Here is a 26,374-nt window from a genome sequence, read left to right as displayed (position 1 = left end):
TAATTTAGATAATTCGGAAATTTGATAATGAGATAATGATTACTTTATAATTGAATTCATTTTATAATTATCTCATTTTCTAATTTTCCCTTCATTTTCTTTCACAAATGCATCCCAACCAGAATAGCTCGTTGTGCCAACCACTTTGCCAGAATTAAAAAAATGACAAACCGCTGCCGCCAAACCATCGGTGGAATCTAGATTTTTTGGTAATTCTTTAAGGTTTAATAATTGTTGTAGCATTTTGGCTACTTGTTCTTTACTGGCATTTCCGTTTCCAGTAATGGCCATTTTAATTTTTTTGGGTTCATATTCGGTTATGGGAATATCTCTAGAAAGTCCCGCCGCCATTGCCACTCCTTGAGCTCGCCCTAATTTCAGCATTGATTGTACGTTTTTACCAAAAAAAGGTGCTTCTATGGCGATTTCGTCAGGATTATGCGTGTCGATAAGTTCAATAGTTCGTTCAAAAATAACTTTTAACTTCTGGTAGTGGTTGTCGTATTTAGACAATATCAATTCGTTAAGCTGGATAAACTCCATTTTTTTGCCCACTACTTTGATGAGTCCAAAACCCATAATGGTTGTGCCAGGATCAATCCCTAATATGATGCGTTCGTTTGTCAATTTTTTTATTTTAAACTTAGAATGTTTAGGTTTTAAACCTAACAGGTTTTGCAAACCTGTTAGGATACGCAAATCGTTTTGCTTTACTTTGCAACAATGATTTCAATATCTCACAAAACTAAACAATTCCTTGTTCTTGCCATCAAAATTTTGATTGTTGTTGGTGCTTTTTATTTTATATACAAACAATTGGCAGATAACGAGAAATTAGATTGGCAAAAATTTATTGTTTTGTTTCAAAAAAATCAGTCTGTTGTTGGCATACTTTTTATTTTATTTTTAAGTTTTCTGAATCGATTTTTGGAAATATTGAAATGGCAAAATCTAGTTTCTTCTTTTAAAGTAATTTCCATTGGAGAAGCTACAAAGCAAGTTTTGGCAGCACTTACGGCTGGAATTTTTACTCCAAATGGTATTGGAGAATATGCAGGAAAAGCTTTGTATTTTGAAAAATCGCAAGCCAAACAAATTGTGTTTTTAAACTTGATTTGCAACGGAATTCAGTTGATTTTATCTGTTGGTTTTGGAACAATTGGGTTGTTGATTTTAGGTTTTAGGTTTTGGGTTTTAATGATAATGGGTTTTGCTTCTTTGTTTTTTGTTTTTACTTTTTTCTCCAAAAAAGTAAAAATTAAGGGTTATTCTATTGAGAAATTTATCAAAAAAATCAATGAGATTCCCAAAGCAATTCATCGCAAAAATATTTTGTTGGGAATTGCGAGATACATTACTTTTTCACATCAATATTACTTTTTGTTTTTGGCTTTTGATGTTGATTTGCCCTATTTTACTTTAATGGCAACTATTACGAGTGTATATTTCTTGGCTTCATCGTTGCCGAGTTTTCAGTTTTTGGATTTTGCGGTTAAAGGAAGTGTTGGTGTATATTTTTTCTCATTATTGGGTGTTAACGAATGGATTGTTATTTTTATTACTACCTTAATGTGGTTTTTGAATGTTGTCATTCCTGTAATTATGGGAAGTTATTTTGTACTTAAGTTTAAACCAAAATGGAAATCTTAATTTTTATATTTTGGATTATTGCCTTGGTGTATTTTATGAATATACTTTGGCTGATTTTGGGTTTTTCGAAAGTCAAAAATTTCGAAATTTCAGATGTTGTTCCAAAAACGAAATTTACTATTATTGTTCCTTTTCGGAATGAAGCCGAGAGCCTTCCTAAATTGTTGCATTCGATTTCAATGTTGGATTATCCGATGGATTTGTTTGAAGTAATTTTGGTTGATGATGCGTCAGATTTTAGATTTCAGATTTTAGATTTTAGATTTCAGATTTCTCTTATCGATAATTTCAGAAGTTCCAATTCTCCAAAAAAAGATGCTATAAATACGGCAATTGCCATTTCAAAATACAATTGGATTATTACCACCGATGCAGATTGTGTAGTGGAACCTGAATGGCTAAAAACTTTTGATAATTTTATTCAAGAAAACAATCCGAAGATGATTGCTGCTGGTGTTTTTTATAAAACTAATAAAAATTTTCTAGATTGTTTTCAGCAACTCGATTTATTGAGTTTGCAAGGTACAACTATTGGGAGTTTTGGAAATGGTAATGGATTTATGTGTAATGGTGCCAACTTTTGTTATCAAAAATCTTTTTTTTATAAATTGAAGGGTTTCGAAGGAAACTCAAATATTGCCAGTGGTGATGATGTTTTTTTGTTGCAAAAAGCGATTGAAAATAATCCTGAAACTGTTTGTTTTTTGAAATCGGAAACCGCTGTTGTGGAAACGCAAACGATGAAAACTTGGGGGGATTTATTTTATCAACGGGTTCGTTGGGCGAGCAAAACGGCCAATTATAATGGTGTTTATGCAAAGCAACTGGCGCTTTCGGTTTTTTTGATGAATTTAATTTTGGTTGTGGGTTGTGGGTTGTTGGTTTATTGAATTATTGGGTTTTATTACCGTTTTTTACAACAAAATTCTTTGTAGATCTTGTTGTGCTTCATAAAACCGCAGCCTTTTTTAAAGTTCGCTTGCGTTTTGTTTTTTTGAGTAGTTTGGTTTATCCTTTATTCTCTGTTTTAGTAGTTTTTTATTCTGTTTTTGGGAAATATGAATGGAAAGGAAGGCAATTTAAAAAGTAAGGTTAAATTGAAGTCAATGAACCTAAGAACGATTCGATTAAGTTAAGGTAATGTTCAGTTTACACCTAACAGGTTTCAAAAACCTGTTAGGAATCGTTTTCCTAAAAGGTTTCAAAAACCTGTTAGGTATTATAATTTTTCCTTAAGTTGAATGATGTCTGCTCCTAGCCCAGATTGAAATGGAAAGCTTTTTGAATAAAACTACTATTTTTGTTGACATAAAAAAGCGACCAAAGGAAGCTCTTTTTGTGGCTTACAAAAAAAGTGGTTTTAGAAAAAACTTGAAATGGAAAGCTGGATTGGCTTCTAAAAAAATTATTTATTCTTTAGAACTACTGGCAAAATAAACTGCGATTTTACTTTGATTCCTCTTTTTATGGCGGGTTCGACTGTTGGAAAATCGTTAAAATGAAGTTGCATTAAACTATCAATTTTTGTTGCATTTAATGTATCTTGCGATTCGAAAACCAACTTTGAATCTGGTAAAACAGTGATTTTAAGACTCAAACTATCTGTTTTTGGATACAGCTTTTTAATGGAATCGATTGCCAATTTCTGCTGGATTGTTTGTGTCAAGAAATTGAAAAAACAGTTTTTTCTTTCTTCTTTATCAACTATACTATCGCATTGTGTGGCGCTGGGAAACTCATCGACTTGATCCCAATTGATTTTATTTAATTCTTCTTTGACCAAGGTTTCTTTTGCAGGAACATTTTTCTCAAAATATTGACAGCTTTGAAAAAGTAAGACGAATATAAGGGATAGAACACTATTTTTCATTTGTGATTTCAAAAATGCTTATTTTTAAGGTCAAAAATACTAAATTTCTAATTGATGGACACTATTTTATTGCTACTTGGTTTAATTTGTGTAATTGCTGGGGTTTTTGGTAGTTTTATGCCGGTGCTTCCAGGGCCTTCTATCAGCTGGATAGGTTTATTATTGCTGTATTTGACGACTGCAATACCTAATAATTACTGGGTTTTGGGAATTACACTTTTGGTTACTATTGTAATCACTATTCTGGATTATGTGATTCCTGCCAAAGGCACCAAAAAATTTGGTGGCAGTTCCTACGGTGTTTGGGGAACCAATATTGGGCTTATTGTAGGTTTTTTTATTCCTATTCCGTTTGGGTTTGTTGTGGGTGCATTTTTGGGTGCTTTTGTTGGAGAATTGATTTATGACAAACAAGATAAAAAACGGGCTTTGAAAGCGGCTACTGGATCCTTTTTAGGTTTTTTGGCTTCATCGTTTGTGAAATTTGTGGTTTGTATAATATTTTTGGGTGTTTTTGTAGTTGTGGTTTGGCAGAACTCGGGAAGCTTATTTGACTAAAAACAAAAAAGCCATTCATCTTTCGATGAAAAGCTTTTCACTGGTCTAACTACTAAACCGTGCTACGAGTTACAAAGTCGTAGCGAACAACACAACTAATTTTAAAAACCTTTATTGGGCAAAAAAGGTTTCTATTTCTAGAAACCTTTCCCAATTTTAGCGGTCTGGACGGGACTCGAACCCGCGACCCCGTGCGTGACAGGCACGTATTCTAACCAACTGAACTACCAAACCTCTTCTTAATTGCGGTTGCAAAGATACAACGTTTTTTAACTTTTGCAAGTGTTTTTTAAAAAAAAATTAAAAAATGATTTTTATTTTATCCAAATTTTTGTTTTTCAACTAGATAGGTTGACATTATTTTTTCAAAAGATTCGTCAACTGAGACTGGAACATACTTAATTTTATACAAAGCACACGTATTTGCTACTTTGTCAAAATAGTTTTGTACTGCTTTCTCATAATCGGTTTTTATGTTTTCTGCAAACAAGTTAATTTCTTCTCCTGATTCCAAATCTATAAATTTCCGTGGTGTGTTGTCGTATTCTAAATTCAATTCTGTTTTCTTGTCTACTACGTGAAACAATACAACTTTATGTTTATTGTGTTTTAAATGTTGCAATGCTTTAAACAGCCTTTCATCATCGCCTTTTTGAAACATATCTGTAAACAAAACGATCATTGATCTGCGGTGCATTTTTTCGGCTATTTGATGCAAATAGGTAATGGTGTCCGTGTTTTTAGTTTGTTTTGGCGTTTCGAGAATGCTTTCCAACTTGTTGAGTAACATTCTATGGTGTCGATCAGAACCTTTTTCGGGCGAGAAATACTCGTAGGTATCCGAAAAAATACTTAATCCTACTGCATCGCGTTGTTTTTTGAGTAAATTCATTAAAACTGCAGAAGCTAAAACTGAAAATCCAATTTTATTTTCATAAAAAAACTGATTCTCTTTTAATTTAGGATAATGCATCGAGCTGGAATTGTCGATTATTAAGTGACATCGCAAGTTCGTTTCTTCTTCGTATTTTTTAGTATACAATCTATCGGTTTTGGCAAACAATTTCCAATCGATGTGTTTGGTACTCTCGCCAGGATTGTAAATTTTATGTTCGGCAAATTCTGCCGAAAATCCGTGAAAGGGGCTTTTGTGCATTCCAGAAATAAAACCCTCCACAATTTGATTGGCCAACAATTCTAAATGCTGGAAACTGGATATTTTGGCTATTTGAGATTCTAGATTCATAACTTCAAAAGTAGTGAAATTTTAAATAAAAAAAGGCTTGACTTTCGCCAAACCTTCTTAACAACTAAATCAAACAATTTTACTTTATGACATTTCACAATGTCTATTATAAGTATGTTGCCTATACGAATTAGTATTTGTTCAATATTTTATTATTTTTGAAATTTAAAAGTACAATCACCAGCGAAGTAACTTAACTGCGGGGAATTTGGCATAGTTTGGGTTGATCCACTCGTAAAAGAATAAGAAGTTATTTTAAGATCGCCCACTATAAATGGATATACAACATTAGCGTTATCTGTTCTTCTATGGTCGTACCAATCATTACTGTTAAAGGTTAAAAAATATTCTTTGTCTTTTACTAAATCTAAAGGTGTAATCGCTTTAGTCACTTCTACTCCAGCAGCTGTGATATCTATGGTTTCAGTTCTCAGTACTGTTCCAGCCACTTTATCCCAAACAGTTACCCGCATTCCAGCGTGAACATCAGGAATTTTAGCAACAATGGCTGTCATTTTTCCATTCACTAATGGAATAAAAGAATAACCAAATTCATAATCTGTAAGATTAACTTGATTGGTTGATTTTTGATCAAATCCTGAAGCGGCTAAATAACCCGCTAATGGATCTTGTAAAGGTGCCAAAACTACTGGAGGTATTGGAGCCGGATCGTCCTTACTACAAGAAATGGTAAATACTGTTGCTACTCCAAAAGCACATAATAATACGGCTTTTCTAATGAAACCGTTTTTCGAGAATTCTAATTTTAGTGTTTTCATAATTTTAATGTTTAATTATTGTTGTTGTTTTAATAAGACAAAGTTTTCATTATTTTATCGCATATACCAAAGTCAATTTACCCATTTAGTTAGGGTGTTTTTCCCCTTTTTAACTTTATATATTACAATTAATTAAAAACACTCTGTATTATTTGATGTAAATATAGCTGTGCTTGTTAAGTTAAAGAAACACCAATAGACAGACGACGTTTTAAATAGACGAATGTTGTGTTTTGATTCTTTTTTTCTATATTTGGTTGAATATGAATAAAATTCTATGGCAATAGCAAATTGTATTATTGTAGACGATGACGAAATAGATCGTTTAATGGTTACCTCATTTGTTAAAAGATTTCCTAATTTGAATATTGTAGGGGTATTTGAATCCGCAGAAAAAGCATTGCCTGTCATTGAAAAAGAACGAATAGATATTCTGTTTTTAGATATTGATATGCCAGAGTTGAATGGCTTAGAACTTCGAAAAAAAACACTTGAAGTTCCTGTTTGTATCTATATCACAGCGCATCCAGAACACGCCGTGGAAAGTTTTGAGCTTGAAACTTTAGATTTTATAATAAAACCGATAAAATTTGAGCGGTTTGCACAAACTATGAATCGCATTGAAGAGTTTCTAGAAATAAAACACAAAGCACAGTTGTTTGAGTCAAGTATTGGTGGAGATACTATTTATATTAAAGAAGGACACGAGCAAACCAAAGTCAAACTTCACGACATACTTTATCTCGAAGCTTTGAAAGATTACACGCTAATTGTGACCAATCAGAAAAGACATTGCGTGTTGTCCAGCATTGGTAATTTATTGAAGGAATCTCATTTTCAATCGTTTATTCGAATTCATAGAAGTTTCGCTGTTCAGAAACAATACATCAAAAAAATAGGAAGTTTAGAAATCGAACTCAACAACAATGTTTTAATCCCTTTAGGCAGAAGTTACAAGGATAATTTAATTCTCTAGTTGTAATTTAAAACGAGATATGATAAAAAAGTTTTTCTTTATATTGCTTTTTAATACGTTATTAAATGCTCAAAACGGAGACTTTAAAAAAAGTTATGATTCTTTTATTTTTTCAAATAAAAAACAGTTTAGCACAATCGATTCCTTTTTCAAATCAGACAAATACGATACTATCAAGCTACAATACGCTTTGAACAAGAGCAAACTATTGAAAGCTTATGCAATTGAAGCTTATGTTGCGAATCAACTTGGAGTGAATTACAGAGATTTATCCAATTATAAAAAAGCATTGCAGTATCATAACTACGGATTGAATTTGTCCAAAAAAATAAAACACATACCCATTCAAATTGTAAGTTACAATATGATTGGAGTAGTTTACAGAAGAATAGATTCCATAAAACCCGCTATTGACAACCATCAAGAAGCATTGAATCTAGTTGAAAAAATAAATCCATTAACGGAAGATTTATTGAGAAGCAAAGCTATTTCGCTAAATAGTTTAGGAAATGTGTACCTCACTTTAAATCAACTTGAGCTTGCCTTAACTACCTTTTCAAAATCATTGGCTATCGAAAAAAAATTAAACAATAATTTAGGAATCGCCATCAACTATCAAAATATTGGAGGTGTTTATGAATATCAAGACCGCTTAAAATTAGCACTAGAAAACTATCAAAAATCGTTAGAATTCAACAAAAAAATAAATTCCGAAATAGGTTTTATGATTTGTAAAAACAGTATTGGAATTGTATTGCTAAAACAAAATAAAACAAAGGAAGCCTTTAACTACATTTTCCCAACTATTGCTATTGCAAAAAAATTTCGAGATGATTTTTACATTTCCTCCTCGTATATCAATTTAGGTTGGGCTTATTTGGAATTAAACGATATAGATAAAGCAAAAACCAATATTACTATTGGGCTAGAAATAGCTCAGCAAAAAAACTACCCTTCATATATTTCCCTTTCCTATAAGTTACTTGCCGAAATAGCTGAAAAAGAAAAAAAATACCAATTAGCTAATGAATATCTGAAAAAACACTATTTTAATAAAGAAAAAATTTCAGGAGAAAAAAATCAAAAATATTTATTCGATTTTATTTCAAAATATGAAAACGAAAAAAAAGAGGCTGTTCTGAAAATTAAAAACAAAGAAATCAAGATCAACAAACTAGCCTTAGAATCTAAAGAAAGACAAAAAGGATTCTTAATTTTGGGATTAATATTACTATCAATTATCGGAGGATTGCTTTTTTACCAAAGTAGAAATCGTAAAAAAAACAACAACAAACTGCAACTACTAAATACAAAATTAGACCAAGCCAATAAGACCAAAGCCCGTTTTTTTAGCATATTAAACCACGATTTGCGGAGTCCTGTTTCAAATTTGATTCATTTTTTACATTTACAAAAAGACAATCCGGAACTTCTTGATGAAGTAAGCAAAACTCGATTGCAGAACAAAACCATTTCTGGCGCGGAGAATTTATTAAATTCTATGGAAGATATTCTTTTATGGAGCAAAGGTCAGATGGAAAACTTTAAACCTCAGCCGAAAATTATTTTAATTTCTAGTTTATTTGAAAATACGAAAAAGCATTTTGATAGCGAGGAAAAAGTGGAAATACATTTCGAAAATCCATCGAATATTCAATTTACAACAGACGAAAATTACCTCAAAACCATTATTAGAAATCTAACAGGAAACGCCATAAAAGCATTAGAAAAAACCACCGACGCAACCATAAAATGGAAAGCTTGGCAAGAAAACGACACCACATTTTTATCAATTACCGATAATGGTCCAGGAACTAGCCAAGAAAAATTCAAAGCATTGTATGATGACACTCAAGTTATAGGCATCAAAACTGGTTTGGGTTTGCACCTCATTCGAGATTTGGCAAAAGGCATAAATTGTGAAATTAAAGTAGAATCGAAATTGAATCAAGGAACCACATTTATCTTAAAAATTAAACCACTTTTCTCTAACTCTTGATCAACTAGTTTCAAGACGATTTATTAATTGTAAGAATATGTTTATTTTTGTAAATAATTCGTTTTTTATAGATATTTTGCATCTAAAATCTAAAAATATTGATATATTCGTAGATTAAAACTAAAAAACCAAATTTTTATGAAGAAGATTATTCTGGGTTTACTCATTCTTGTTTGCGGATATGTGCAAGCACAAACAGATAAATATTGGTCTGCACGCAATGCAACTACCAATAAAATTACAGTTACTGACAAAGGTGTAGCTAGACTTTCGTTCCCTAAGAAGTTCGATCTATATGATTTGAACACGACGCAATTAAGAAATTCATTGTTTTCAACAAGCAATAAATCAAGCAACCAAACAACAATCATTACCTTACCTAATGCTAATGGGCAATTTGAGCAATTTGAAATGATAGAAGCATCAAATTTTGATGCTGAATTACAAGCTCGATTTCCAGAAATTAGAGCCTATTCTGGAAAAGGAATTACTGATAAATATGCTACAATAAAATTAAGTGTTTCTCCTCAAGGAATCCAAACTATGGTTTTTAGAACAGATAAAGAAAATGAATTTATCGAACCATATTCTCAAGACCATACTGTTTATGCCGTTTTTAAGTCACAAAGAGAAAAAGGTAAATTGCCTTGGACGTGCTCTACTGATGATCACGCATTAGATTTGAATGTTAAAAACCAACTTCCAAGTACAAACAGATCCAGTACAGCTCAATTAAAAGTGATGAGATTAGCTCAATCTTGTAATGGAGAGTATGCTGCTTATTTTGGAGCAAGCACAGCTGGTAATTCTACCGATCAAGCAAAAGTTTTGGCTGCATTTAATGCTACATTAACTCGTTGTAATGGAGTTTATGAAAAAGATTTAGCTTTACACTTAAATCTTATCTCAACCACTACTAGTGTAATTTTCTATAATGCCTCAACAGATCCATATTCAACTACTTTGTCAAGCTGGAATGCTTCACTACAAACTACATTAACAAACACTATTGGCGCTGCAAATTATGACATTGGTCATATGTTTGGTGCTTCTGGAGGAGGAGGAAATGCTGGTTGTATTGGTTGTGTATGTGATGCTGCCAAAGGTTCTGGGATAACTTCGCCTGCTGATGGTATTCCTCAAGGGGATAACTTTGACATCGATTATGTTGTTCACGAAATAGGACATCAATTAGGCGGGAACCATACTTTTTCCAATAACAATGAAGGAGCTGGTGTTAACAAAGAAGTAGGTTCTGGTGTAACAATTATGGGGTATGCTGGTATTACATCTCAAGATGTTGCTCCCCACTCTATAAGTTTTTATCATCAAGCAACTATTGCTCAAATTCAAGCAAATTTAGCTACAAAAACTTGTCCTGTAACTACTTATCTTTCTTCAAGCAATGCAACTCCTATTGCAAATGCAGGATTGGATTATACTATTCCTAAAAGCACTCCATTTACACTTACTGGATCTGCAACTGACACAAATACTAGTGATGCTTTAACGTATTCTTGGGAACAAAATAATGATGGAGGAACACTAACTGGTGCCAGTAGTGTAGCAAGTATCACCAAAGCTTCTGGGCCAAACTGGAGAACTTGGAATCCAACAGCTTCACCAACAAGATATTTCCCAATCATACAATCTGTTATTGCAAACTCAGCAACAACAGCTGGAACAGGAAACGACGGCATTAATGTGGAAGCATTAAGCTCTGTAGCAAGAACATTAAATTTTAGATTAACAGTAAGAGATAATGTTCCATATAGTTCAGTAGCACCAATTAAAGTGGGGCAAACTAATTTTGATGATATGGTGGTAACGGTTAACGCTACAGCAGGTCCATTCACAGTTAGTTCTCCAAATACTGCGGTTTCTTATACAGGTGGATCTTCTCAAACAGTAACTTGGAATGTATCAGGGACAACAGCAAATGGTGTAAACTGCGCTAATGTTGATATATATTTATCTACAGATGGTGGATTAACCTATCCTGTTGCTCTATTATTAGCAACACCTAATGACGGAACTCAAGCAGTTACAATTCCTAATATATCTGGAACTACCAATAGAATTATGGTAAAAGGTGCTAGTCATATCTTTTTTGATATTTCTAATGTAAACTTTACCATTACTCCTGGTTCTACCGATACTGTTGCTCCATCTGCACCAATAGCTTTAGCAGCTTCTGGAACAACGCAAACAACTACAAGCTTGTCATGGACAGCTTCTACTGATAATGTTGGAGTAACTGGATATGATGTTTATGAAGGAACAACATTAAAAGGAAGCACAACAACCGCTACTACTTTTGGTGTAACTGGATTAACGGCTTCAACAGCTTATACTTTTTCTGTAAAAGCAAAAGATGCTGCTGGAAATATTTCTGACACAAGTAATGTAGTAAGTGTAACAACTCTTGCTCCTGTATCAGACACAACTGCACCAACTGCACCAACATCTTTAGCCGCTTCTGGAACAACACAAACTACTACAAATCTTTCTTGGACAGCCTCCACAGACAATGTAGCTGTTATAGGATATGATGTTTATCAAGGAACAACGTTAAAAGGATCAGTAGCTGGAACAACTTTTGCAGTAACTGCATTAACGGCTTCAACGGCTTATACTTTTTCTGTAAAAGCAAAAGATGCTGCTGGAAATATTTCTGCTGCGAGTAATGTGGTTAGCATAACTACATTAGCAGCTCCAACTATTACCTATTGCGCTTCTACAAGTAGCAATACTAATGATGAAAGAATTGGAAAAGTAGTTTTTGGAACCATAAGCAATACTTCTACAGGAACAGCAGGTTACGAAAACTTTACTACATTATCTACAAATGCCGCTAGAGGAACTGCTTATACAATTACAATCACACCAACTTGGACAAGCACAATATACAGTGAAGGTTATGCCGTTTGGATAGATTATAACAAAAATGGATTGTTTACAGATGCTGGCGAATTGGTTTTCTCAAAAGCTGCTTCAAGAACAACTCCCGCAACTGGCTCATTTACTATTCCTTCAACTGCAAGTTTAGGAACAACAAGAATGAGAGTTTCTATGGCTTACAATGCGATCCCTACTTCTTGTCAATCTTTTACCTACGGACAAGTGGAAGATTATACTGTAAACATTACAGCCTTAGCAAAAGAAATTCAATCTGATGAAAAAATTGGTTTAGTTGAAATTAAACTATTCCCAAACCCAACATCTTCAATCTTAAACATAGCTACGGTTTCTGAAAAAGCTACTTTTAAAATCTATAATCTGTTAGGTCAAACGATTTTGAATGGAAAAATTTCGAATAGTGCTATTGATGTTTCAAACATTAATACTGGAAATTACATCATAGAGATTTCAGATAATGAATCGATTATTACAAAACGTTTTGTGAAACAATAATCTTTTTTAGAAATAGTCAAAATTAAAAATCCCGCTAATTAGCGGGATTTTTTTGGAACAATATGTAACGTTTATAACCAAAAAAACAATTCTCAGTTTAAACTTACTTGAAATAGTTTTTTAATACAAACTACAACAAAGCGGTCAAACTATCTGCATAGGTTTGCTTTGGAGCAACACCTACCTGACGCCCTACTACTTCCCCATTTTGAAAAACCAAAACCGTTGGGATATTTCTAACACCGTATTTTGCAGCAAATTCTTGATTTGCATCTACATCTACTTTTCCAACCACTGCTTTTCCTTCAAATTCGACAGCAATCTCCTCGATAACTGGACCCACCATTCGGCAAGGACCACACCAAGCTGCCCAAAAATCTACTAAAACTGGTTGTTTTGATTGCAATACAACTTCGTCAAAAGTTGCATCTGTTATTGTTAATGCCATTTTTTTATTTTTTTTAAAATTGTACTGCAAAAGTAAATATAAAATCCTTAAAATGATGTTAATTGAAAATCAGTTTTAACTATTCGCTCATTGATATTTTTTATTGGGAGCTATTTCCAGCCATTCGCTATATCTTTTTATTTTTAAAGAAAAAATAAAAAGGATGCCGCTGCTGTCTGGGCTAGGGCATTATCGCAAAAAGAGTGCTTTCAATTTTGTTGAAGTTTTCTCTTTCAAATTTTTCAACACTTTTATTTTTCACAACAAAAATTGATTTGCAATTCGCATACAAAATTTCCAAAATATGGGACGAAATAAGTACAATTGACTCTTTGCTTTTTTCTTTCAAGAAATTCATCAATACATAATTGGATTCTAAATCCAGTCCATTAAATGGCTCGTCAAGAATATATATTTGATGTTCGTTTTGAAAAATAGCATTCAAATAAGTTTTCTTTTTCATTCCTGTCGAAAAATCTTTTAATAACTGATTATTAGGAACATCAAATAATAAATTCTCTTTTGTTTTCTTGCAATTAGTCAATTCCCGATAAAAATCATAAAACTCAGCAGCCGTTAATTCTTCATACAAATCAGGTTCCGTTGGACACCAAGCTATATTTTTCAGAATTAGTTTTTCAGCATTAAAGTCAATTTTTCCATCAAATTCGGTTAATCCTAAAATGCACTTGAATAAAGTGGTTTTTCCTTGGCCATTTTTACCCACAAATCCATAAATTCCGTTTTCTAGAATTTCGAAATCGATGTTTTCAAAAATGGTTTTTGAAGTAAAACTCTTTTTTTTAATTTGTATGTTAAGCATTCTGAGTGAGTTTCAAATTTTTAATTGATTTTATGTAGAGTAACGGAATAAAAAGCAACGGAAATCCATACATTAAGTTTCCAACAAACAAAGCAAAAAAGATACTGTGAACTATTTTACGTTCAAAAAAAACATACTTAAAAAGTAAATTTACTACTGGAAACAGCAACAGTAATGGGATAAAAAACAAGATTTGAAATTGTTTTAAAACCAAAAATACAATCGAAACAGGAATCAAGACAAATATCGAATTGTAACCAACTGTTTTTATTTGTTGAAACAAATATTCTTTTCCAATAAACGAACTTGCTTTTATAAAATGCACTTTTTCTCTTTCGCTCGAAGGAACACATATCACAATTCCCACAACGAACAAAACTGCATAATACAAATTTGGATTTTGATATGTAAAACCCATAAAAGCAAGAAATCCTAGAATGGGAATTACTAAAAACAATTTGTGTTTTCGGAAGGATATTGTCCAAAAAGGATCAAACATTTTAAACGGAAATCGAAATGTTTTTGAAGTTGATTTATTGATGAAAGTTATTGCAAAAACTGACATTAAATAACCTAAAACATAAATAAATTCTAAGTTTATTAATAACAAAACTAAAATTGGAAAGCTCAAAATACTATATTCAAAAAATAGAATTAATCGATACTTAGAATTTAGTTTCAACAACTCTAAATCATTTCTATTACTATGTATTGCAAGTACTTGAAGGGCAAAAATCCCTAAATAATTAGCATATTGACTTGCCTTAACTTGAAACAAATAAGTCAAAAAACCAATCGCAAAAACAAAAATAGCAATGGCTAAATAATCCTCTTTTGCAAAGATTTTTCGAAACCGAATGGTAATTAGATATTTTAGAATTTGGCGCATTAATTCAACTTAAAATTAACCTGCAATTTTTCTAATTCTAATAACAATTCATTGGATATTTTAAGTTTCAACTTTCGGCTTGGCATTGATATTCGATTTACCACAATGGTTTCTTCCACTTCTATAACGGTTTCTGCAACCAATGGAATATCTAATTCTTCAGAAATTTCTTCAGTAAAAACAACTTCTTCAGTAGACGTGTCATCATCAAACAAAACATCTTCTTGTTTTTGTTCCAATTTTATTGGTTCAGAAAGGGAGGTTACCTGTTTGGTGGTTTTTTCTAATTCCATTATTTCAAAAGTAACAGATGCACTGTCGCCTTTATTTGAGTTGAAAACGGCATTTAATTTGGTTACCAATTCCTCACGTAAATCTTTAATATCCAAATGAATAATTAATTTTTTAGCAAAAGTCGCCAATACATCTTGCAAGGATTGCACTTGCATAAAATTAATTTGTGGATCCGATTTTTTGCCCGTTTCACGATTCACCCAACCATCTTTGATGTTCACTTTGATAAATACAAAATGATTCTGACCTAGAAAATGCCTGAATTTTAAATATTCTTCGTTAAAAATTCTGAACTCGTGACTTTCGTCATAACCTTCCAATACAAATGTTGCCCAACCTTTTCCGTTTTTGGCAGTTCGATGTTGGACGTTGGTCACAATTCCGCCAAAACAGAGATTTTTACCAATAAACTGGTCTAAACTTCGTAACGAATCTAGTTTATTATTACAAAAATATTTCATTTCGAATTTGTAATCGTCAAGCGGATGTCCTGAAATGTAAATTCCAACTACTTCTTTCTCTTTGGCGAGTTTTTCCATCGTATTCCATTCTTCACAAGCAGGAATAATAGGTTCTGCTATTTGCACATCACTAGCATCGCCAAACAAACTGACTTGTGCTGAGTTTTCATTTTCTTGAAATTTTGTTCCAAAACGAATTGCTTTTTCGTAAAAAGTCAAATTATCGCCATCTGTATGAAAATATTGTGCTCTGTGTGTGTCCTTAAAGCAATCAAAACCTCCAGCTAGAATCAAATTTTCAATAGCTTTTTTGTTGGCAGCTCTTTGATCCACACGTTTGGCTAAATCAAAAATAGATTTATAATTTCCTTCTTTTCTTTGCTCAACAATAGTGTTTACAGCTCCCATTCCAACACCTTTTACGGCACCTATTCCGAAGCGAACCGCATAATCATCATTTACTGTAAATTTATAAAAGGATTCGTTCACATCTGGTCCCAAAACCTGCAATCCCATTCGTTTGCATTCTTCCATAAAAAAGGAAACTTGCTTGATATCGCTCATATTATTTGACAAAACCGCTGCCATATATTCCGCTGGATAATTCGCTTTTAAGTATGCAGTTTGGTAAGCAATCCAAGCATAGCAAGTGGAATGTGATTTGTTAAACGCATACTCGGCAAAGGCTTCCCAGTCTTTCCAAATTTTTTCTAGTTTGTCTTCGGCGTGACCTTTGGCAGCTGCTTGACTGACAAATTTAGGTTTCATTTTGTCTAAGACATCCCGTTGTTTTTTTCCCATCGCTTTTCGCAAAACATCGGCATCTCCTTTGGAGAAATCGGCTAGTTTTTGAGACAAAAGCATTACTTGTTCTTGGTAAACCGTAATTCCGTAGGTGTCCTTTAGTAAGTCTTCGCAAGCTTCCAAGTCATATTCTATAGGTTCTTCGCCGTTTTTTCGTTTAATAAAACTCGGAATATAAGCAATTGGTCCTGGACGATACAAGGCATTCATAGCAATCAAATCATTGAAAACGGTAGGTTTCAACTCTTTCATATATTTTTGCATTCCAGCACTTTCATACTGAAAAATCCCAACCGTTTCGCCACGTTGAAAAAGCTCATATGTCTTGACATCATCAATAGGAAAAGTATCTGGATCCAATTGAATTCCAGATCTGTATTTGACTAATTTTACAGTATCTTTTATTAAAGTTAGGGTTTTCAAACCCAAAAAGTCCATTTTGAGTAATCCAGCACTTTCTGCAACCGAGTTGTCGAATTGGGTAACATATAAATCGGAATCTTTTGCAGTCGTAACTGGTACAAAATTGGTAATATCGCTTGGCGTGATAATCACTCCACAAGCGTGAATTCCTGTGTTACGAAGATTTCCTTCTAAAATTTGAGCCTGTTGAATGGTTTCGCCACTCAAATCTTCATCTTTAGAAAGTTGAACTAATTCCTTCATTTTATCGAAATCTTCTGGACGCAATACTTTTCTGATTTCTGCTTCAGTATCGTTCATAAAACGAGACAAACTCCATTTGGACGGAATTAAATTTGGAATCAGTTTGGCAATTTTATCGGCTTCAAAAAGGGGTAAATCCAATACACGAGCTGTATCACGAATAGCCGATTTGGCTGCCATTGTTCCATAAGTAATAATTTGTGCGACTTGTTTGGATCCATATTTCTGAATCACATAATCCATTACTTTGCTTCGCCCTTCGTCATCAAAATCGATATCAATATCGGGAAGAGACACACGATCTGGATTCAAAAATCTCTCGAAAAGTAAGTTGTACAAAAGTGGATCAATATTGGTAATTCCCAAACAATAGGCTACCACAGAACCCGCAGCTGAACCACGACCTGGTCCAACAGAAACGTCCATTTTTCTAGCTTCGGCAATGAAATCCTGAACGATTAGGAAATAACCTGGATAGCCTGAATTTTCTATGGTTAATAATTCAAAATCAATACGTTCTTGAATTAGCTTCGCCTGTACGCTATCGCTCGGGTCTGTTATAATTTCAGCATATCTTTTTTTGGCACCAACCATAGTTAAATGTCGCAAAAAGGAATTTTCTCCTCGTTTTCCGCCATCGGTTTCATCTTCAGGAATTAAAAATTCGGTTGGAATTTCAAATTTCGGTAACAATACGTCTCTATAAAGCGAATAAATTTCAATCTTATCGACAATTTCTTGAATGTTGACAATGGCTTCTGGCAAATCGGAAAATAATTGTTTCATTTCGGCATCCGATTTGAAATAATATTCCTGATTGGGCAATCCGAAACGATAACCGCGACCTCGACCTATTGGTGTGGCTTGCTTTTCCCCTTCTTTGACACACAACAAAATATCGTGCGCATTGGCATCGTCTTTAGATATATAAAATGTATTGTTTGTGGCAATAAGTTTTACATTGTGTTTTCTAGCAAACGAAATTAAGGTTTGATTCACCCGATTTTCGTCTTCTTGATTGTGACGCATTAATTCGAGATAAAAATCTTCACCAAATTGCGATTTCCACCATAGTAAAGCGTCTTCTGCTTGATTTTCTCCAAGATTTAAAATTTTACTTGGAATTTCTCCATAGAGATTTCCAGATAAAATAATGATGTCTTCTTTGTATTGTTCGATGACATTTCTGTCGATTCTTGGTACATAATAAAAACCTTCCGTATAAGCAATGGAAGACATTTTTGCTAAGTTATGATAGCCTTTTTTGTTTTTGGCCAAGAAAACCACTTGATAGCCGTTGTCTTTTTTTGTTTTGTCTTTATGATTATCGCAAACAAAAAATTCACAACCTACAATTGGTTTCATTTCGACTTCAGTTGCAGGTTCTCCGTTTTCTATTGCAGTAGCATTTTTTGCGGAAGCCGCTTTATTTTGATTTAAAACATCCCGAACAAAATGAAAAGCGCCCATCAAATTGGCGTGATCTGTGATGGCAACAGCTGGCATTTTATTTTTGGCAGCTGCGGCAACCAATTTTGCAACAGAAATGGTGGATTGCAAAACAGAAAATTGAGAATGATTGTGTAAATGAACAAACTTTGAAGACGCTAAATCTTGCGTAACTTCAGTTGAAAATGGTGTTTTAGTTTCAAGTTTTGTAGCTTGTTGAAATCGTTTCGCAATTTCGGCGGAGGCTTCCTTTAGATTAATATGTTTTAAACCAACAAGTTGAATTTCTTTTGGATTTTTTGATTGAAAATCCTCAAAATACTCTTGTTCAACTTCTAGTTCTTGTTTGGTAAAAAATTCGGTACGAATCAATTCGAAGAAACAACGTGTGGTTGCTTCGACATCGGCAGTTGCATTGTGCGCTTCGGAGAAAGGAACTTTAAAAAGATATTGGTGAAGCTCTGTTAATGTTGGTAATTTAAATTTTCCCCCACGACCACCAGGCAATTTTAAAAGGGATGCCGTAATTTCTGTACACGTATCCAAAACAGGCATTTTGACCATTGTGGAATCAATTCCTGCACGATGAAACTCGCAACCCATAATATTGACATCAAAACCTACATTTTGACCTACTAAAAATTTAGTTTTTGATAAAGCTATATTGAATTTTTCTAGAACTTCACTAAGCAAAGCCCCTTCTTCTTGGGCGAGTTCTGTTGAAATTCCGTGAATGCGTTCTGCATCATAAGGAATATTATAACCTTCAGGTTTGATGAGATAATCTTGATGCTCGATAAGGTTTCCCATATCGTCGTGCAATTGCCAAGCAATTTGGACACAACGAGGCCAGTTGTTGGTATCGGTTATGGGTGCTGACCAACTCTTTGGTAATCCTGTGGTTTCGGTATCGAAGATTAAATACATTATTTCTAGGCATTAATAACTAGGCAAAAGGCAATAGTTGTTGAAACAAAAATACATTTTATGAGATTGAAAGGCAATTTTAGTTATTAACAAAAATATTAAATCAACTCATATTTTACAGCCATTTTTATCAATAAAGCCGTGTTGTTGGTTTCGAGTTTGAGCATTAGGTTTTGGCGGTGTGTGCTTACGGTTGTGATGCTAATAAAAAGTTTATCGGCAATTTGTTGGTTGGTTAATCCTTCGGCAATTTCTTTTAACACTTCGAGTTCTCGACGGGTTAAAATGGGTTTTTGGTCGTATTTTGAAGTATTTTGTTTCTGATAATCCACATTAAAAAACATATTGCCATTAGCAACAGTGCCAATAGCTTGAATAATTTCTTCTTTAGATGAATTTTTTAACAAATAACCACTAGCACCGTTTTCAATCATTTTAGAAACATAATTTCTATCGTTAAAAGTGCTTAATGCCAAGCATTGAATAGTAGGAAATTCGGTTCTGATTTTTTTGCACAGATCGATACCGCTAATATCGGGTAAATTGATGTCGAGAAAAGCAATATCCACTTCATTTTTTTTGAGAAAATCAATGGCTTGAAAAGCATTTTCGGCACTGCCAACAATAATAATTTCTTCATTCTGGCTAAGCAATGCTTTGAATCCCTCAATTACCATTGGGTGATCATCGACTATAAAAATTTTGTGCTTCATTTTTATGTTATTTCAAATTCAATGTGAGTTGATGTTCCTTTGCTGTCAGATTGTATGTCCATTTTCCCGTTAAGGTATTCCACTCTGTGGTTGATGTTTGACAAACCAATTCCATTTTTCTTTATCGCATTTACATCAAAACCTTTTCCATTATCTTCGACAGTTAACGAAATTATATTGCCATTCCTAGATAATTGAATATTGGATTTTGTAGCCTTGGCGTGTTTTATAGTATTGTTTAAAAGTTCTTGCACAATTCTGTACAAAACAATTTCGTTGGTTTGTTCCAATCTTTCTTCCATTCCAAAACTTTGGTAGGAAACTGTGAGTTCTGAATTCTGTGAAACCGAATCGCAATAGCTTTTGAGTGTTTCGTCCAAACCAAATTTCAATAAAGCTTCCGGCATCATATTGTGAGCTACACGACGCATTTCGGCAATAGCATTGTCTATTTGAGAAATACTTTTAGTAAATGTACCCGCATTTTCTTCTGATAAAATTACGTTTCCTTTCATACTATTCAATTGAAATTTTACACCTGTTAGAATCCCCCCCAATCCATCGTGCAAGTCACGCGCCAGCCGCGTTCGTTCTTGCTCTTCGCCTTGTATCATATTTTGTGTCGCATCAATCTTTTTTTCTTGATGTAATTGTATGATTTCTTGATCGTTAATTTTTTTTCTAGCTCTGTAATTTTTGTATAATAAAAAGCTAAAAATTAATAAACCCATTGCAATACCTGCTAAGGAATAAATAAATGTTCTTTGTTTGATTTGATTTTTTTCTAATAGTAAAATTTCTTTATCTTTCTTTTCCACTTTATATTTCTCTTCTAAATCAAGTGAAAATTTCGACATTTCTTCATCATTAATTATAATATTTACTGAATCATATTTTGATCCATATCTTTCAGCTTCATAATATTTATGTTCGGCATATTTCAAATTTGTTTTAAGGTAATATAAATTCAACAATTGAGATGGTAAACTATCATTGATTGCCATCTGTATTCCATCATTCAACTCAACATCTGCTTGTTTAAAATTATTATTAAAAATATGATAATGAGCATTCAATTTCTTAATAATAGTTCTATCAGCTGTACTTAAAACTGAATTGTTTTCTGAAGCAATTATATTTAATTCTGCAATCGATTTTTTTAGATTTTCTTTATCAGCAGTTTGAATATATATTGAACATAGATTTATTAATGCTTTTGATGAAGATCTGGGAAAATTTTCTTTATTAGCAATAGCTAATTGACTTTTAAATAATTTTTCTGCTTTTGCATTTTCATTCATATTCATATATGTCAAGGCTGTATTATTTATGCATATTAACAATCCTTTTATGTTTTTATATTTTTTGCCTGATTCAATTCCTTTCTCTCCATAATGAATAGCTTTTTTAAATTGATTTAATTCAAAGTATAACCTTGATAGGTTTCCATAATTAATGGATAAATTGAGTGTATCTCCGACAGATTTGCTAAACTTCAAAGAATAAAGAGCATATTTTATAGCTAAATCTGTCTTACCTAAATTTTGATATAGCGAAAATAATGTACGATACGATTCAGCTTCTTGAAGCATATTACGATTGTTTTTTGCAATTTGATTTGACCTTAATGTGTATTTCAAAGCTTTATTATAATCAGATTTGGCGTGGAAAACTTTAACTAGTTCAAAATTATAATCATAATCGTATTTTGAAGCCTTTAATTTTTTAATCAATTTATCACTAATATTCAAATAATATAATGTAGAGTCGGGATTCGTTTTTAAATATTCATCTTCAATAGCAAACAAAAGCTTTATTTTACTTGTGTCTTCTTTCATAACAGGCAACTTTCTCAACATGCTATCTAATTTAGATTGAGAAAACATTCCAAAAGAATAAAAAGCAAATACTGTTAAGATCAAAATTCTTTTTTTCATAATTTATTATTTGAATAGTTACACAAAGTTAACCACAAGTTCCTTTTTCTTATCTCCTATAAAAGTAGGATATTATAAATCATTATTTTACAGTAGAGTAGGTTTTTTTCTATCCGCTAATTTTACATTATTAAAACGATAACACCTTAATAATGAATAATATGAAAAAAACACAATTACTCTTGATGCTGGTATTACTTATTGGTTTCAACAAAATTCAAGCGCAACAAGCCACACTAGCATCGGGCGGAAATGCTACAGGAACTGGCGGAAGTACCAGTTACTCTATTGGTCAAATAGATTACATTGCGGCTACAGGAACAACTGGTTCTGTAAGTCAAGGTCTGCAACAACCTTTTGAAATTTCTACTTTGAGCGGCGAAGAATTTACACAAATAAAGTTGCAGATGATGGTTTTTCCAAACCCAACAACATCGTTTGTAAACTTAAAAATTGAAAACTATGATTTTCAAGATTTTACTTACCAACTATTTGATGTTAATGGAAGAGAAATTTCCAACCAAAAAATCAAAACCAATCAAACTCAAATTCCGCTAGAAAATCTGGCATCAGCTATTTATTTTTTAAATGTTTCCCACAACAATAAATCTATTAAAACATTTAAAATAATCAAAAACAATTAATTATGAAAAATTCAATACAAAATATCGTAAAAATAACACTTCTTTTTTCTTTGTTCTTGACTCTTTTTTCTGCACATGCTCAAGCGCCACAAAAAATGAGCTACCAAGCAGTAATTAGAAATGCGAGTAACGCCTTAGTTGTAAATACCAATATTGGAATGCGAATAAGTATTTTACAAAATTCTGCAATAGGAACGGCTGTATATTCAGAAACGCAAACTATTACAACCGATTCCAATGGATTAGTAACGCTACAAATTGGAAATGGAACTGTTATGACTGGGATTTTTGCAACCATAAATTGGAGCTCTGGAATTTACTTTATAAAAACCGAAACTGATCCTAGTGGTGGGACCAATTATAGTATTGTTGGGAGTAACCAACTTTTGAGCGTGCCATATGCATTAAGTAGTGCCGATAACAAATGGACAACTAATGGTGCTGCTATTAGTAACAATAATTCTGGACATGTAGGCATTGGAACAGCAACACCAGCTACACCATTAACTGTAAAATCTAATACACCTAATGTCGCTACTTTTGATGGAGGCAACTCAATGTGGGTAACGCTTGCAGAAAATGGCGTCAATCGTGGTTATGTAGGAAGTTATGCTGGAAATCCTGAAGATGTTGAATTGGGAACTTATGGAAGCAACGCTACTGGATCAACCCATCTTTCCACTATAAATGTTCCAAGACTTACAGCTAAAAGCAATGGTGATATAGGTATTGGTACAACAACTCCTCAAAAATATGGATATCCTACAACTGATAAAGTACTTGAAATAAAAAATCAGTTGAGTAGCAACAACAGCCAGCCACATTTGATTTTATCTACAAATGGCACAACAGGTTCTGCTGGAACTATTAGTTGGGCTGATAATACAGCATTTGAGGAAAAGAAAATGGCATCAATCGGAGGTCTTATTGATGATGGCAGTCTCTTTGGTCAATACAATTCAAGATTGGGTTTCTCAACAAGAGAACCTAATGGTCAATTAACTGAAAAATTTGGAATAAGCGGAAATGGTTCACTAATAATTAATGGTAATAAAGGTGTCAAAGGACAAGTATTAACAAGCAATGGTCCAAATTTTGGTGCTAGTTGGAGTTCGGTTGGAACAATTATTAAAGCCGTACAAGGAAATTTTTCCAGTCTAAATCTTTCTGGATTCAATACGGTTGATTTGCCAGATTCTCACATTGGCTTTACCACAACAGTTCCTGTAAGAGTCATATTAAACTATGAAACAACAACTTCAAAACCATGCTCGATAGGTTCCTGTAATACAAAATGGGAACTTCAGGTTTTTCAGGGCGGCATTATTAAAACATTTGGAATCGTAGGTGCTAATTATTCTGGAGACAGTGTTCCCACATCAGCCTCAATTGGTCCACATATAGTTGACTTACAACCTGGACAGCACACATTTCAATTCAAAGCTAAAAACATTTTTAACGATCCACAAGTTGGTTTTCGAGCGTATGCAATAATAATTCCTCAATAATACCAATTAAAAACATTGACTTTTAAGAATTAAGAAATCATTTAAAACTAAAATTATGAAAAATTCAATACAAAACATCTTAAAATCTTTGCTATTGCTCACTGCAATCTGCTCACAGAACTCGGTTTTCGCTCAAGCATATACTCCTCAAAAAATGAGTTATCAAGCTGTAATAAGAAATACGACTAACACTCTTGTAGCAAATACAAATGTAGGAATGCGAATCAGTATTTTACAAGGTTCAGCAACAGGAACAGCAACTTATGTCGAAACACAAAATGTTACAACTAATATTAACGGACTGGCAACATTACAAGTTGGCAATGGAACAGTCGCTACTGGTGTTTTTTCGGATATAAATTGGGAGTCTGGAATTTACTTTATAAAAACCGAAACCGACCCAGCAGGTGGAACCAATTATACTATTGTAGGAACAAGTCAATTGTTGAGTGTGCCGTATGCTTTGTATGCTGAAAATAGTAAAAATTCTTGGAACACCAAAGGAAATTGGGGTACCAATGCAGCATCAAACTTTATAGGAACTAATGATGATAATGATTTGGTTTTCAAAAGAAATGGCATATTGGCAGGTAGAATAAGCAATGACAATGTATCTCTCGGAAAAAATGCTGCTTTAAACAACACAACGGGTGCGCAAAACACGGCAATTGGTTCAGGCGCACTTTATTTTACAACCACCGGAATAGATAATACAGCAACGGGCTTCAATGCACTTGCAACAAATTCGACAGGAATTGGAAATACTGCTCTAGGATCATCGGCATTAGGTTATAATACAACTGGCTCACGAAATACAGCAATTGGATTATATGCTTTAGGTTCAAACACTATAAGTGCTGGAAATACTGCAATCGGGGTTAGCTCACTTGGATACAATACTACGGGAAACTATAATACTGCATCAGGCTTAGAATCACTTTATAAAAATACAACAGGAATCGCCAATTCTGCTTTTGGAACAAATGCCCTTTTTTCAAATATAGATGGTAGTAACAATACCGCGACTGGTTTTGGAGCTATGTTAAACAATACTTCAGGAAGTTTAAATGTAGCCAATGGTTACAATACTCTTTCTAATAATACTACTGGTTATGGCAATACCGCATCTGGAGTTGAATCAATGTTCAGTAATACCACTGGTAATTCTAACGCAGCTTATGGCAGAAGTTCTCTTCGGTTTAATTCAACTGGAAATGAAAACACAGCAATTGGTGCAAATTCTCTGCAATACAATACCACAGGAAACAACAATACTGCAACTGGTTATTTTGCATTAAACGCCAATACAACTGGTGGGTTCAATACTGCTTTTGGTAATCGTACACTTGGGTTTAATACAACAGGATTAAACAATACGGCTTTGGGTACTTTTGCTATGTACGCAAACACTACTGGTGGTGCCAATACTGCAATAGGTATGAGTTCTTTAGAATTGAATACTACTGGAACTAATAATACTGCAACAGGATTTAGTGCATTAAAGTCGAACTCGGTAGGCTATCATAACACCGCAATAGGTGGAGAGGCATTAAAAGCAAATACATCGGGGGCATTAAATACGGCAAATGGAGCATTCGCGTTACAAAACAACACAACAGGTTTTTATAATAATTCATTTGGTTATCAATCGTTAGTTTCAAATACAACAGGGAATGCAAATATTGCAATGGGAACAGAAGCGCTTCGGTCAAACACAACAGGAAGCAGCAATACTGCTCATGGGCATTATGCCTCATATTCAAACATCACAGGTAGCAACAATACAGCGTTAGGGAGTCAAGCTTTATATACTATTGCAACGGGTGATATTAATACTGCTCTCGGAGGTAGTGCACTTAATTTATTGACGGCTGGATCAAATAATATAGGTATAGGTTTTGCTGCAAATGTGCCCAATGCCACAGGTTCTAATCAAATTCGTTTAGGAAATGCCAATATTACTTATTTCGGTTGCCAAGTCGCATTATCAGTAACCTCAGACAAACGCTGGAAATCGGATATTAAAAAATCTTCTCTTGGTTTGGATTTTATAAACAAACTCAATCCTGTATCCTATTTCAGAAATAATGATGATTCCAAAAAAGTAGAATACGGTTTTATTGCCCAAGAAGTAGAAGCAACATTAAACCAACTCAATACAGAAAAAAATGGAATCATTACTAAAGACGATGCAGGAATGTACAGTGTGCGTTACAACGATTTGCTGGCACCAATGGTAAAAGCCATTCAAGAGCAACAGGCAATTATTGATAAACTAACCAAACGTATTGAAGCATTAGAGAAAAAATAATTTAAACT

The 26,374-nt window shown here is 33.3% G+C and carries 19 protein-coding genes and 1 tRNA gene; 9 read left to right on the top strand and 11 right to left on the bottom strand.

Annotation, left to right across the window (positions count from 1 at the left end):
- Positions 1 to 72 precede the first annotated feature (72 nt).
- Positions 73 to 627: a crossover junction endodeoxyribonuclease RuvC gene (ruvC, locus tag RMO70_RS15675; RefSeq protein WP_310557383.1), complete on the bottom strand. Its 555-nt coding sequence runs from the start codon at positions 625 to 627 to the stop codon at positions 73 to 75.
- Positions 628 to 723: 96 nt separating this feature from the next.
- Between ruvC and RMO70_RS15670 the strand changes: the two genes are divergently transcribed.
- Complete coding sequence (locus RMO70_RS15670) at positions 724 to 1,650, top strand: hypothetical protein (protein ID WP_310557382.1); 927 nt, start codon at positions 724 to 726, stop codon at positions 1,648 to 1,650.
- Positions 1,638 to 2,540, top strand: a complete 903-nt coding sequence (locus RMO70_RS15665) for a glycosyltransferase (RefSeq protein WP_310557381.1) — start codon at positions 1,638 to 1,640, stop codon at positions 2,538 to 2,540. The genes RMO70_RS15670 and RMO70_RS15665 overlap by 13 nt, the downstream gene beginning before the upstream one ends.
- Before the next feature lie 515 nt (positions 2,541 to 3,055).
- Here RMO70_RS15665 and RMO70_RS15660 read toward each other — a convergent pair.
- On the bottom strand, positions 3,056 to 3,520 hold the full coding sequence (locus tag RMO70_RS15660; RefSeq protein ID WP_310557380.1) for a hypothetical protein: 465 nt from the start codon (positions 3,518 to 3,520) through the stop codon (positions 3,056 to 3,058).
- A gap of 54 nt (positions 3,521 to 3,574) precedes the next feature.
- Between RMO70_RS15660 and RMO70_RS15655 the strand changes: the two genes are divergently transcribed.
- Entirely contained in the window at positions 3,575 to 4,078 is a 504-nt protein-coding gene (locus tag RMO70_RS15655; RefSeq protein WP_310557379.1) for a DUF456 domain-containing protein, read from the top strand.
- A 160-nt stretch (positions 4,079 to 4,238) separates the two neighbouring features.
- Here the strand turns inward: RMO70_RS15655 and RMO70_RS15650 are convergent.
- The 3 genes from RMO70_RS15650 to RMO70_RS15640 form a co-directional block, all read right to left on the bottom strand.
- Positions 4,239 to 4,312: transfer RNA gene (locus RMO70_RS15650), tRNA-Asp, on the bottom strand.
- Between the two features lie 85 nt (positions 4,313 to 4,397).
- Positions 4,398 to 5,324, bottom strand: coding sequence for a DUF58 domain-containing protein (locus RMO70_RS15645; protein WP_310557378.1), 927 nt, complete (start codon positions 5,322 to 5,324; stop codon positions 4,398 to 4,400).
- 152 nt (positions 5,325 to 5,476) lie between these two features.
- Positions 5,477 to 6,103: a hypothetical protein gene (locus RMO70_RS15640; RefSeq protein WP_310557377.1), complete on the bottom strand. Its 627-nt coding sequence runs from the start codon at positions 6,101 to 6,103 to the stop codon at positions 5,477 to 5,479.
- A gap of 277 nt (positions 6,104 to 6,380) precedes the next feature.
- Between RMO70_RS15640 and RMO70_RS15635 the strand changes: the two genes are divergently transcribed.
- The 3 genes from RMO70_RS15635 to RMO70_RS15625 all read left to right on the top strand — a co-directional run bounded on the left by RMO70_RS15635 (position 6,381) and on the right by RMO70_RS15625 (position 12,492).
- The gene (locus RMO70_RS15635) at positions 6,381 to 7,079 is read left to right on the top strand and encodes a LytTR family DNA-binding domain-containing protein (protein ID WP_310557376.1); all 699 of its coding nucleotides are present in this window, start codon (positions 6,381 to 6,383) and stop codon (positions 7,077 to 7,079) included.
- A gap of 19 nt (positions 7,080 to 7,098) precedes the next feature.
- Positions 7,099 to 9,078 (top strand): tetratricopeptide repeat protein, encoded by a 1,980-nt coding sequence (locus tag RMO70_RS15630; protein ID WP_310557375.1) that lies wholly within the window; start codon positions 7,099 to 7,101, stop codon positions 9,076 to 9,078.
- 138 nt (positions 9,079 to 9,216) lie between these two features.
- Entirely contained in the window at positions 9,217 to 12,492 is a 3,276-nt protein-coding gene (locus RMO70_RS15625) for a reprolysin-like metallopeptidase (protein WP_310557374.1), read from the top strand.
- Positions 12,493 to 12,622: 130 nt separating this feature from the next.
- Here the strand turns inward: RMO70_RS15625 and trxA are convergent, their stop codons facing one another.
- From trxA to RMO70_RS15595, 6 genes are all read right to left on the bottom strand, one after another.
- Positions 12,623 to 12,940 carry a thioredoxin gene (gene trxA / locus RMO70_RS15620; protein ID WP_310557373.1) on the bottom strand — a complete coding sequence of 106 codons (318 nt, stop codon included), beginning with the start codon at positions 12,938 to 12,940 and terminating at the stop codon, positions 12,623 to 12,625.
- A gap of 181 nt (positions 12,941 to 13,121) precedes the next feature.
- A complete protein-coding gene (locus tag RMO70_RS15615) occupies positions 13,122 to 13,763 on the bottom strand; it encodes an ATP-binding cassette domain-containing protein (RefSeq protein ID WP_310557372.1) in 642 nt (213 codons plus the stop codon).
- Positions 13,756 to 14,652, bottom strand: a complete 897-nt coding sequence (locus tag RMO70_RS15610) for a hypothetical protein (RefSeq protein ID WP_310557371.1) — start codon at positions 14,650 to 14,652, stop codon at positions 13,756 to 13,758. The genes RMO70_RS15615 and RMO70_RS15610 overlap by 8 nt, the downstream gene beginning before the upstream one ends.
- Positions 14,652 to 19,253, bottom strand: coding sequence for a DNA polymerase III subunit alpha (gene dnaE, locus RMO70_RS15605; protein ID WP_310557370.1), 4,602 nt, complete (start codon positions 19,251 to 19,253; stop codon positions 14,652 to 14,654). Before dnaE ends, RMO70_RS15610 begins: the two co-directional genes overlap by 1 nt.
- Positions 19,254 to 19,351: 98 nt before the next feature.
- On the bottom strand, positions 19,352 to 19,966 hold the full coding sequence (locus tag RMO70_RS15600) for a response regulator transcription factor (RefSeq protein WP_310557369.1): 615 nt from the start codon (positions 19,964 to 19,966) through the stop codon (positions 19,352 to 19,354).
- 2 nt (positions 19,967 to 19,968) lie between these two features.
- Positions 19,969 to 21,903: a sensor histidine kinase gene (locus tag RMO70_RS15595; protein ID WP_310557368.1), complete on the bottom strand. Its 1,935-nt coding sequence runs from the start codon at positions 21,901 to 21,903 to the stop codon at positions 19,969 to 19,971.
- Between the two features lie 161 nt (positions 21,904 to 22,064).
- On the opposite strand from RMO70_RS15595, the gene RMO70_RS15590 reads away from it, so the two are divergent.
- Genes RMO70_RS15590 through RMO70_RS15580 form a run of 3 tightly spaced genes read left to right on the top strand, consistent with a single transcriptional unit; the run spans position 22,065 to position 26,366 of the window.
- A complete protein-coding gene (locus tag RMO70_RS15590; protein WP_310557367.1) occupies positions 22,065 to 22,547 on the top strand; it encodes a T9SS type A sorting domain-containing protein in 483 nt (160 codons plus the stop codon).
- 2 nt (positions 22,548 to 22,549) lie between these two features.
- Positions 22,550 to 24,055, top strand: a complete 1,506-nt coding sequence (locus RMO70_RS15585; RefSeq protein ID WP_310557366.1) for a hypothetical protein — start codon at positions 22,550 to 22,552, stop codon at positions 24,053 to 24,055.
- A 55-nt stretch (positions 24,056 to 24,110) separates the two neighbouring features.
- The gene (locus tag RMO70_RS15580; RefSeq protein ID WP_310557365.1) at positions 24,111 to 26,366 is read left to right on the top strand and encodes a tail fiber domain-containing protein; all 2,256 of its coding nucleotides are present in this window, start codon (positions 24,111 to 24,113) and stop codon (positions 26,364 to 26,366) included.
- Positions 26,367 to 26,374 lie beyond the last annotated feature (8 nt).

Source organism: Flavobacterium sp. (genome assembly GCF_031422135.1).
Taxonomy (GTDB): domain Bacteria; phylum Bacteroidota; class Bacteroidia; order Flavobacteriales; family Flavobacteriaceae; genus Flavobacterium.
Note: the sequence above shows the minus strand (reverse complement) of the source record. Positions and strands in the feature narration are given on the sequence as shown.

Coding starts and splice junctions, on each gene's coding strand:
- RMO70_RS15615 (WP_310557372.1), bottom strand. CDS start 13,763: ATGCTTAACATACAAATTAAAAAAAAGAGTTTTACTTCAAAAACCATT.
- RMO70_RS15665 (WP_310557381.1), top strand. CDS start 1,638: ATGGAAATCTTAATTTTTATATTTTGGATTATTGCCTTGGTGTATTTT.
- RMO70_RS15640 (WP_310557377.1), bottom strand. CDS start 6,103: ATGAAAACACTAAAATTAGAATTCTCGAAAAACGGTTTCATTAGAAAA.
- trxA (WP_310557373.1), bottom strand. CDS start 12,940: ATGGCATTAACAATAACAGATGCAACTTTTGACGAAGTTGTATTGCAA.
- RMO70_RS15595 (WP_310557368.1), bottom strand. CDS start 21,903: ATGAAAAAAAGAATTTTGATCTTAACAGTATTTGCTTTTTATTCTTTT.
- RMO70_RS15655 (WP_310557379.1), top strand. CDS start 3,575: ATGGACACTATTTTATTGCTACTTGGTTTAATTTGTGTAATTGCTGGG.
- RMO70_RS15635 (WP_310557376.1), top strand. CDS start 6,381: ATGGCAATAGCAAATTGTATTATTGTAGACGATGACGAAATAGATCGT.
- RMO70_RS15585 (WP_310557366.1), top strand. CDS start 22,550: ATGAAAAATTCAATACAAAATATCGTAAAAATAACACTTCTTTTTTCT.
- RMO70_RS15590 (WP_310557367.1), top strand. CDS start 22,065: ATGAAAAAAACACAATTACTCTTGATGCTGGTATTACTTATTGGTTTC.
- RMO70_RS15670 (WP_310557382.1), top strand. CDS start 724: ATGATTTCAATATCTCACAAAACTAAACAATTCCTTGTTCTTGCCATC.
- RMO70_RS15645 (WP_310557378.1), bottom strand. CDS start 5,324: ATGAATCTAGAATCTCAAATAGCCAAAATATCCAGTTTCCAGCATTTA.
- RMO70_RS15630 (WP_310557375.1), top strand. CDS start 7,099: ATGATAAAAAAGTTTTTCTTTATATTGCTTTTTAATACGTTATTAAAT.
- RMO70_RS15660 (WP_310557380.1), bottom strand. CDS start 3,520: ATGAAAAATAGTGTTCTATCCCTTATATTCGTCTTACTTTTTCAAAGC.
- RMO70_RS15600 (WP_310557369.1), bottom strand. CDS start 19,966: ATGAAGCACAAAATTTTTATAGTCGATGATCACCCAATGGTAATTGAG.
- RMO70_RS15580 (WP_310557365.1), top strand. CDS start 24,111: ATGAAAAATTCAATACAAAACATCTTAAAATCTTTGCTATTGCTCACT.
- dnaE (WP_310557370.1), bottom strand. CDS start 19,253: ATGTATTTAATCTTCGATACCGAAACCACAGGATTACCAAAGAGTTGG.
- RMO70_RS15610 (WP_310557371.1), bottom strand. CDS start 14,652: ATGCGCCAAATTCTAAAATATCTAATTACCATTCGGTTTCGAAAAATC.
- RMO70_RS15625 (WP_310557374.1), top strand. CDS start 9,217: ATGAAGAAGATTATTCTGGGTTTACTCATTCTTGTTTGCGGATATGTG.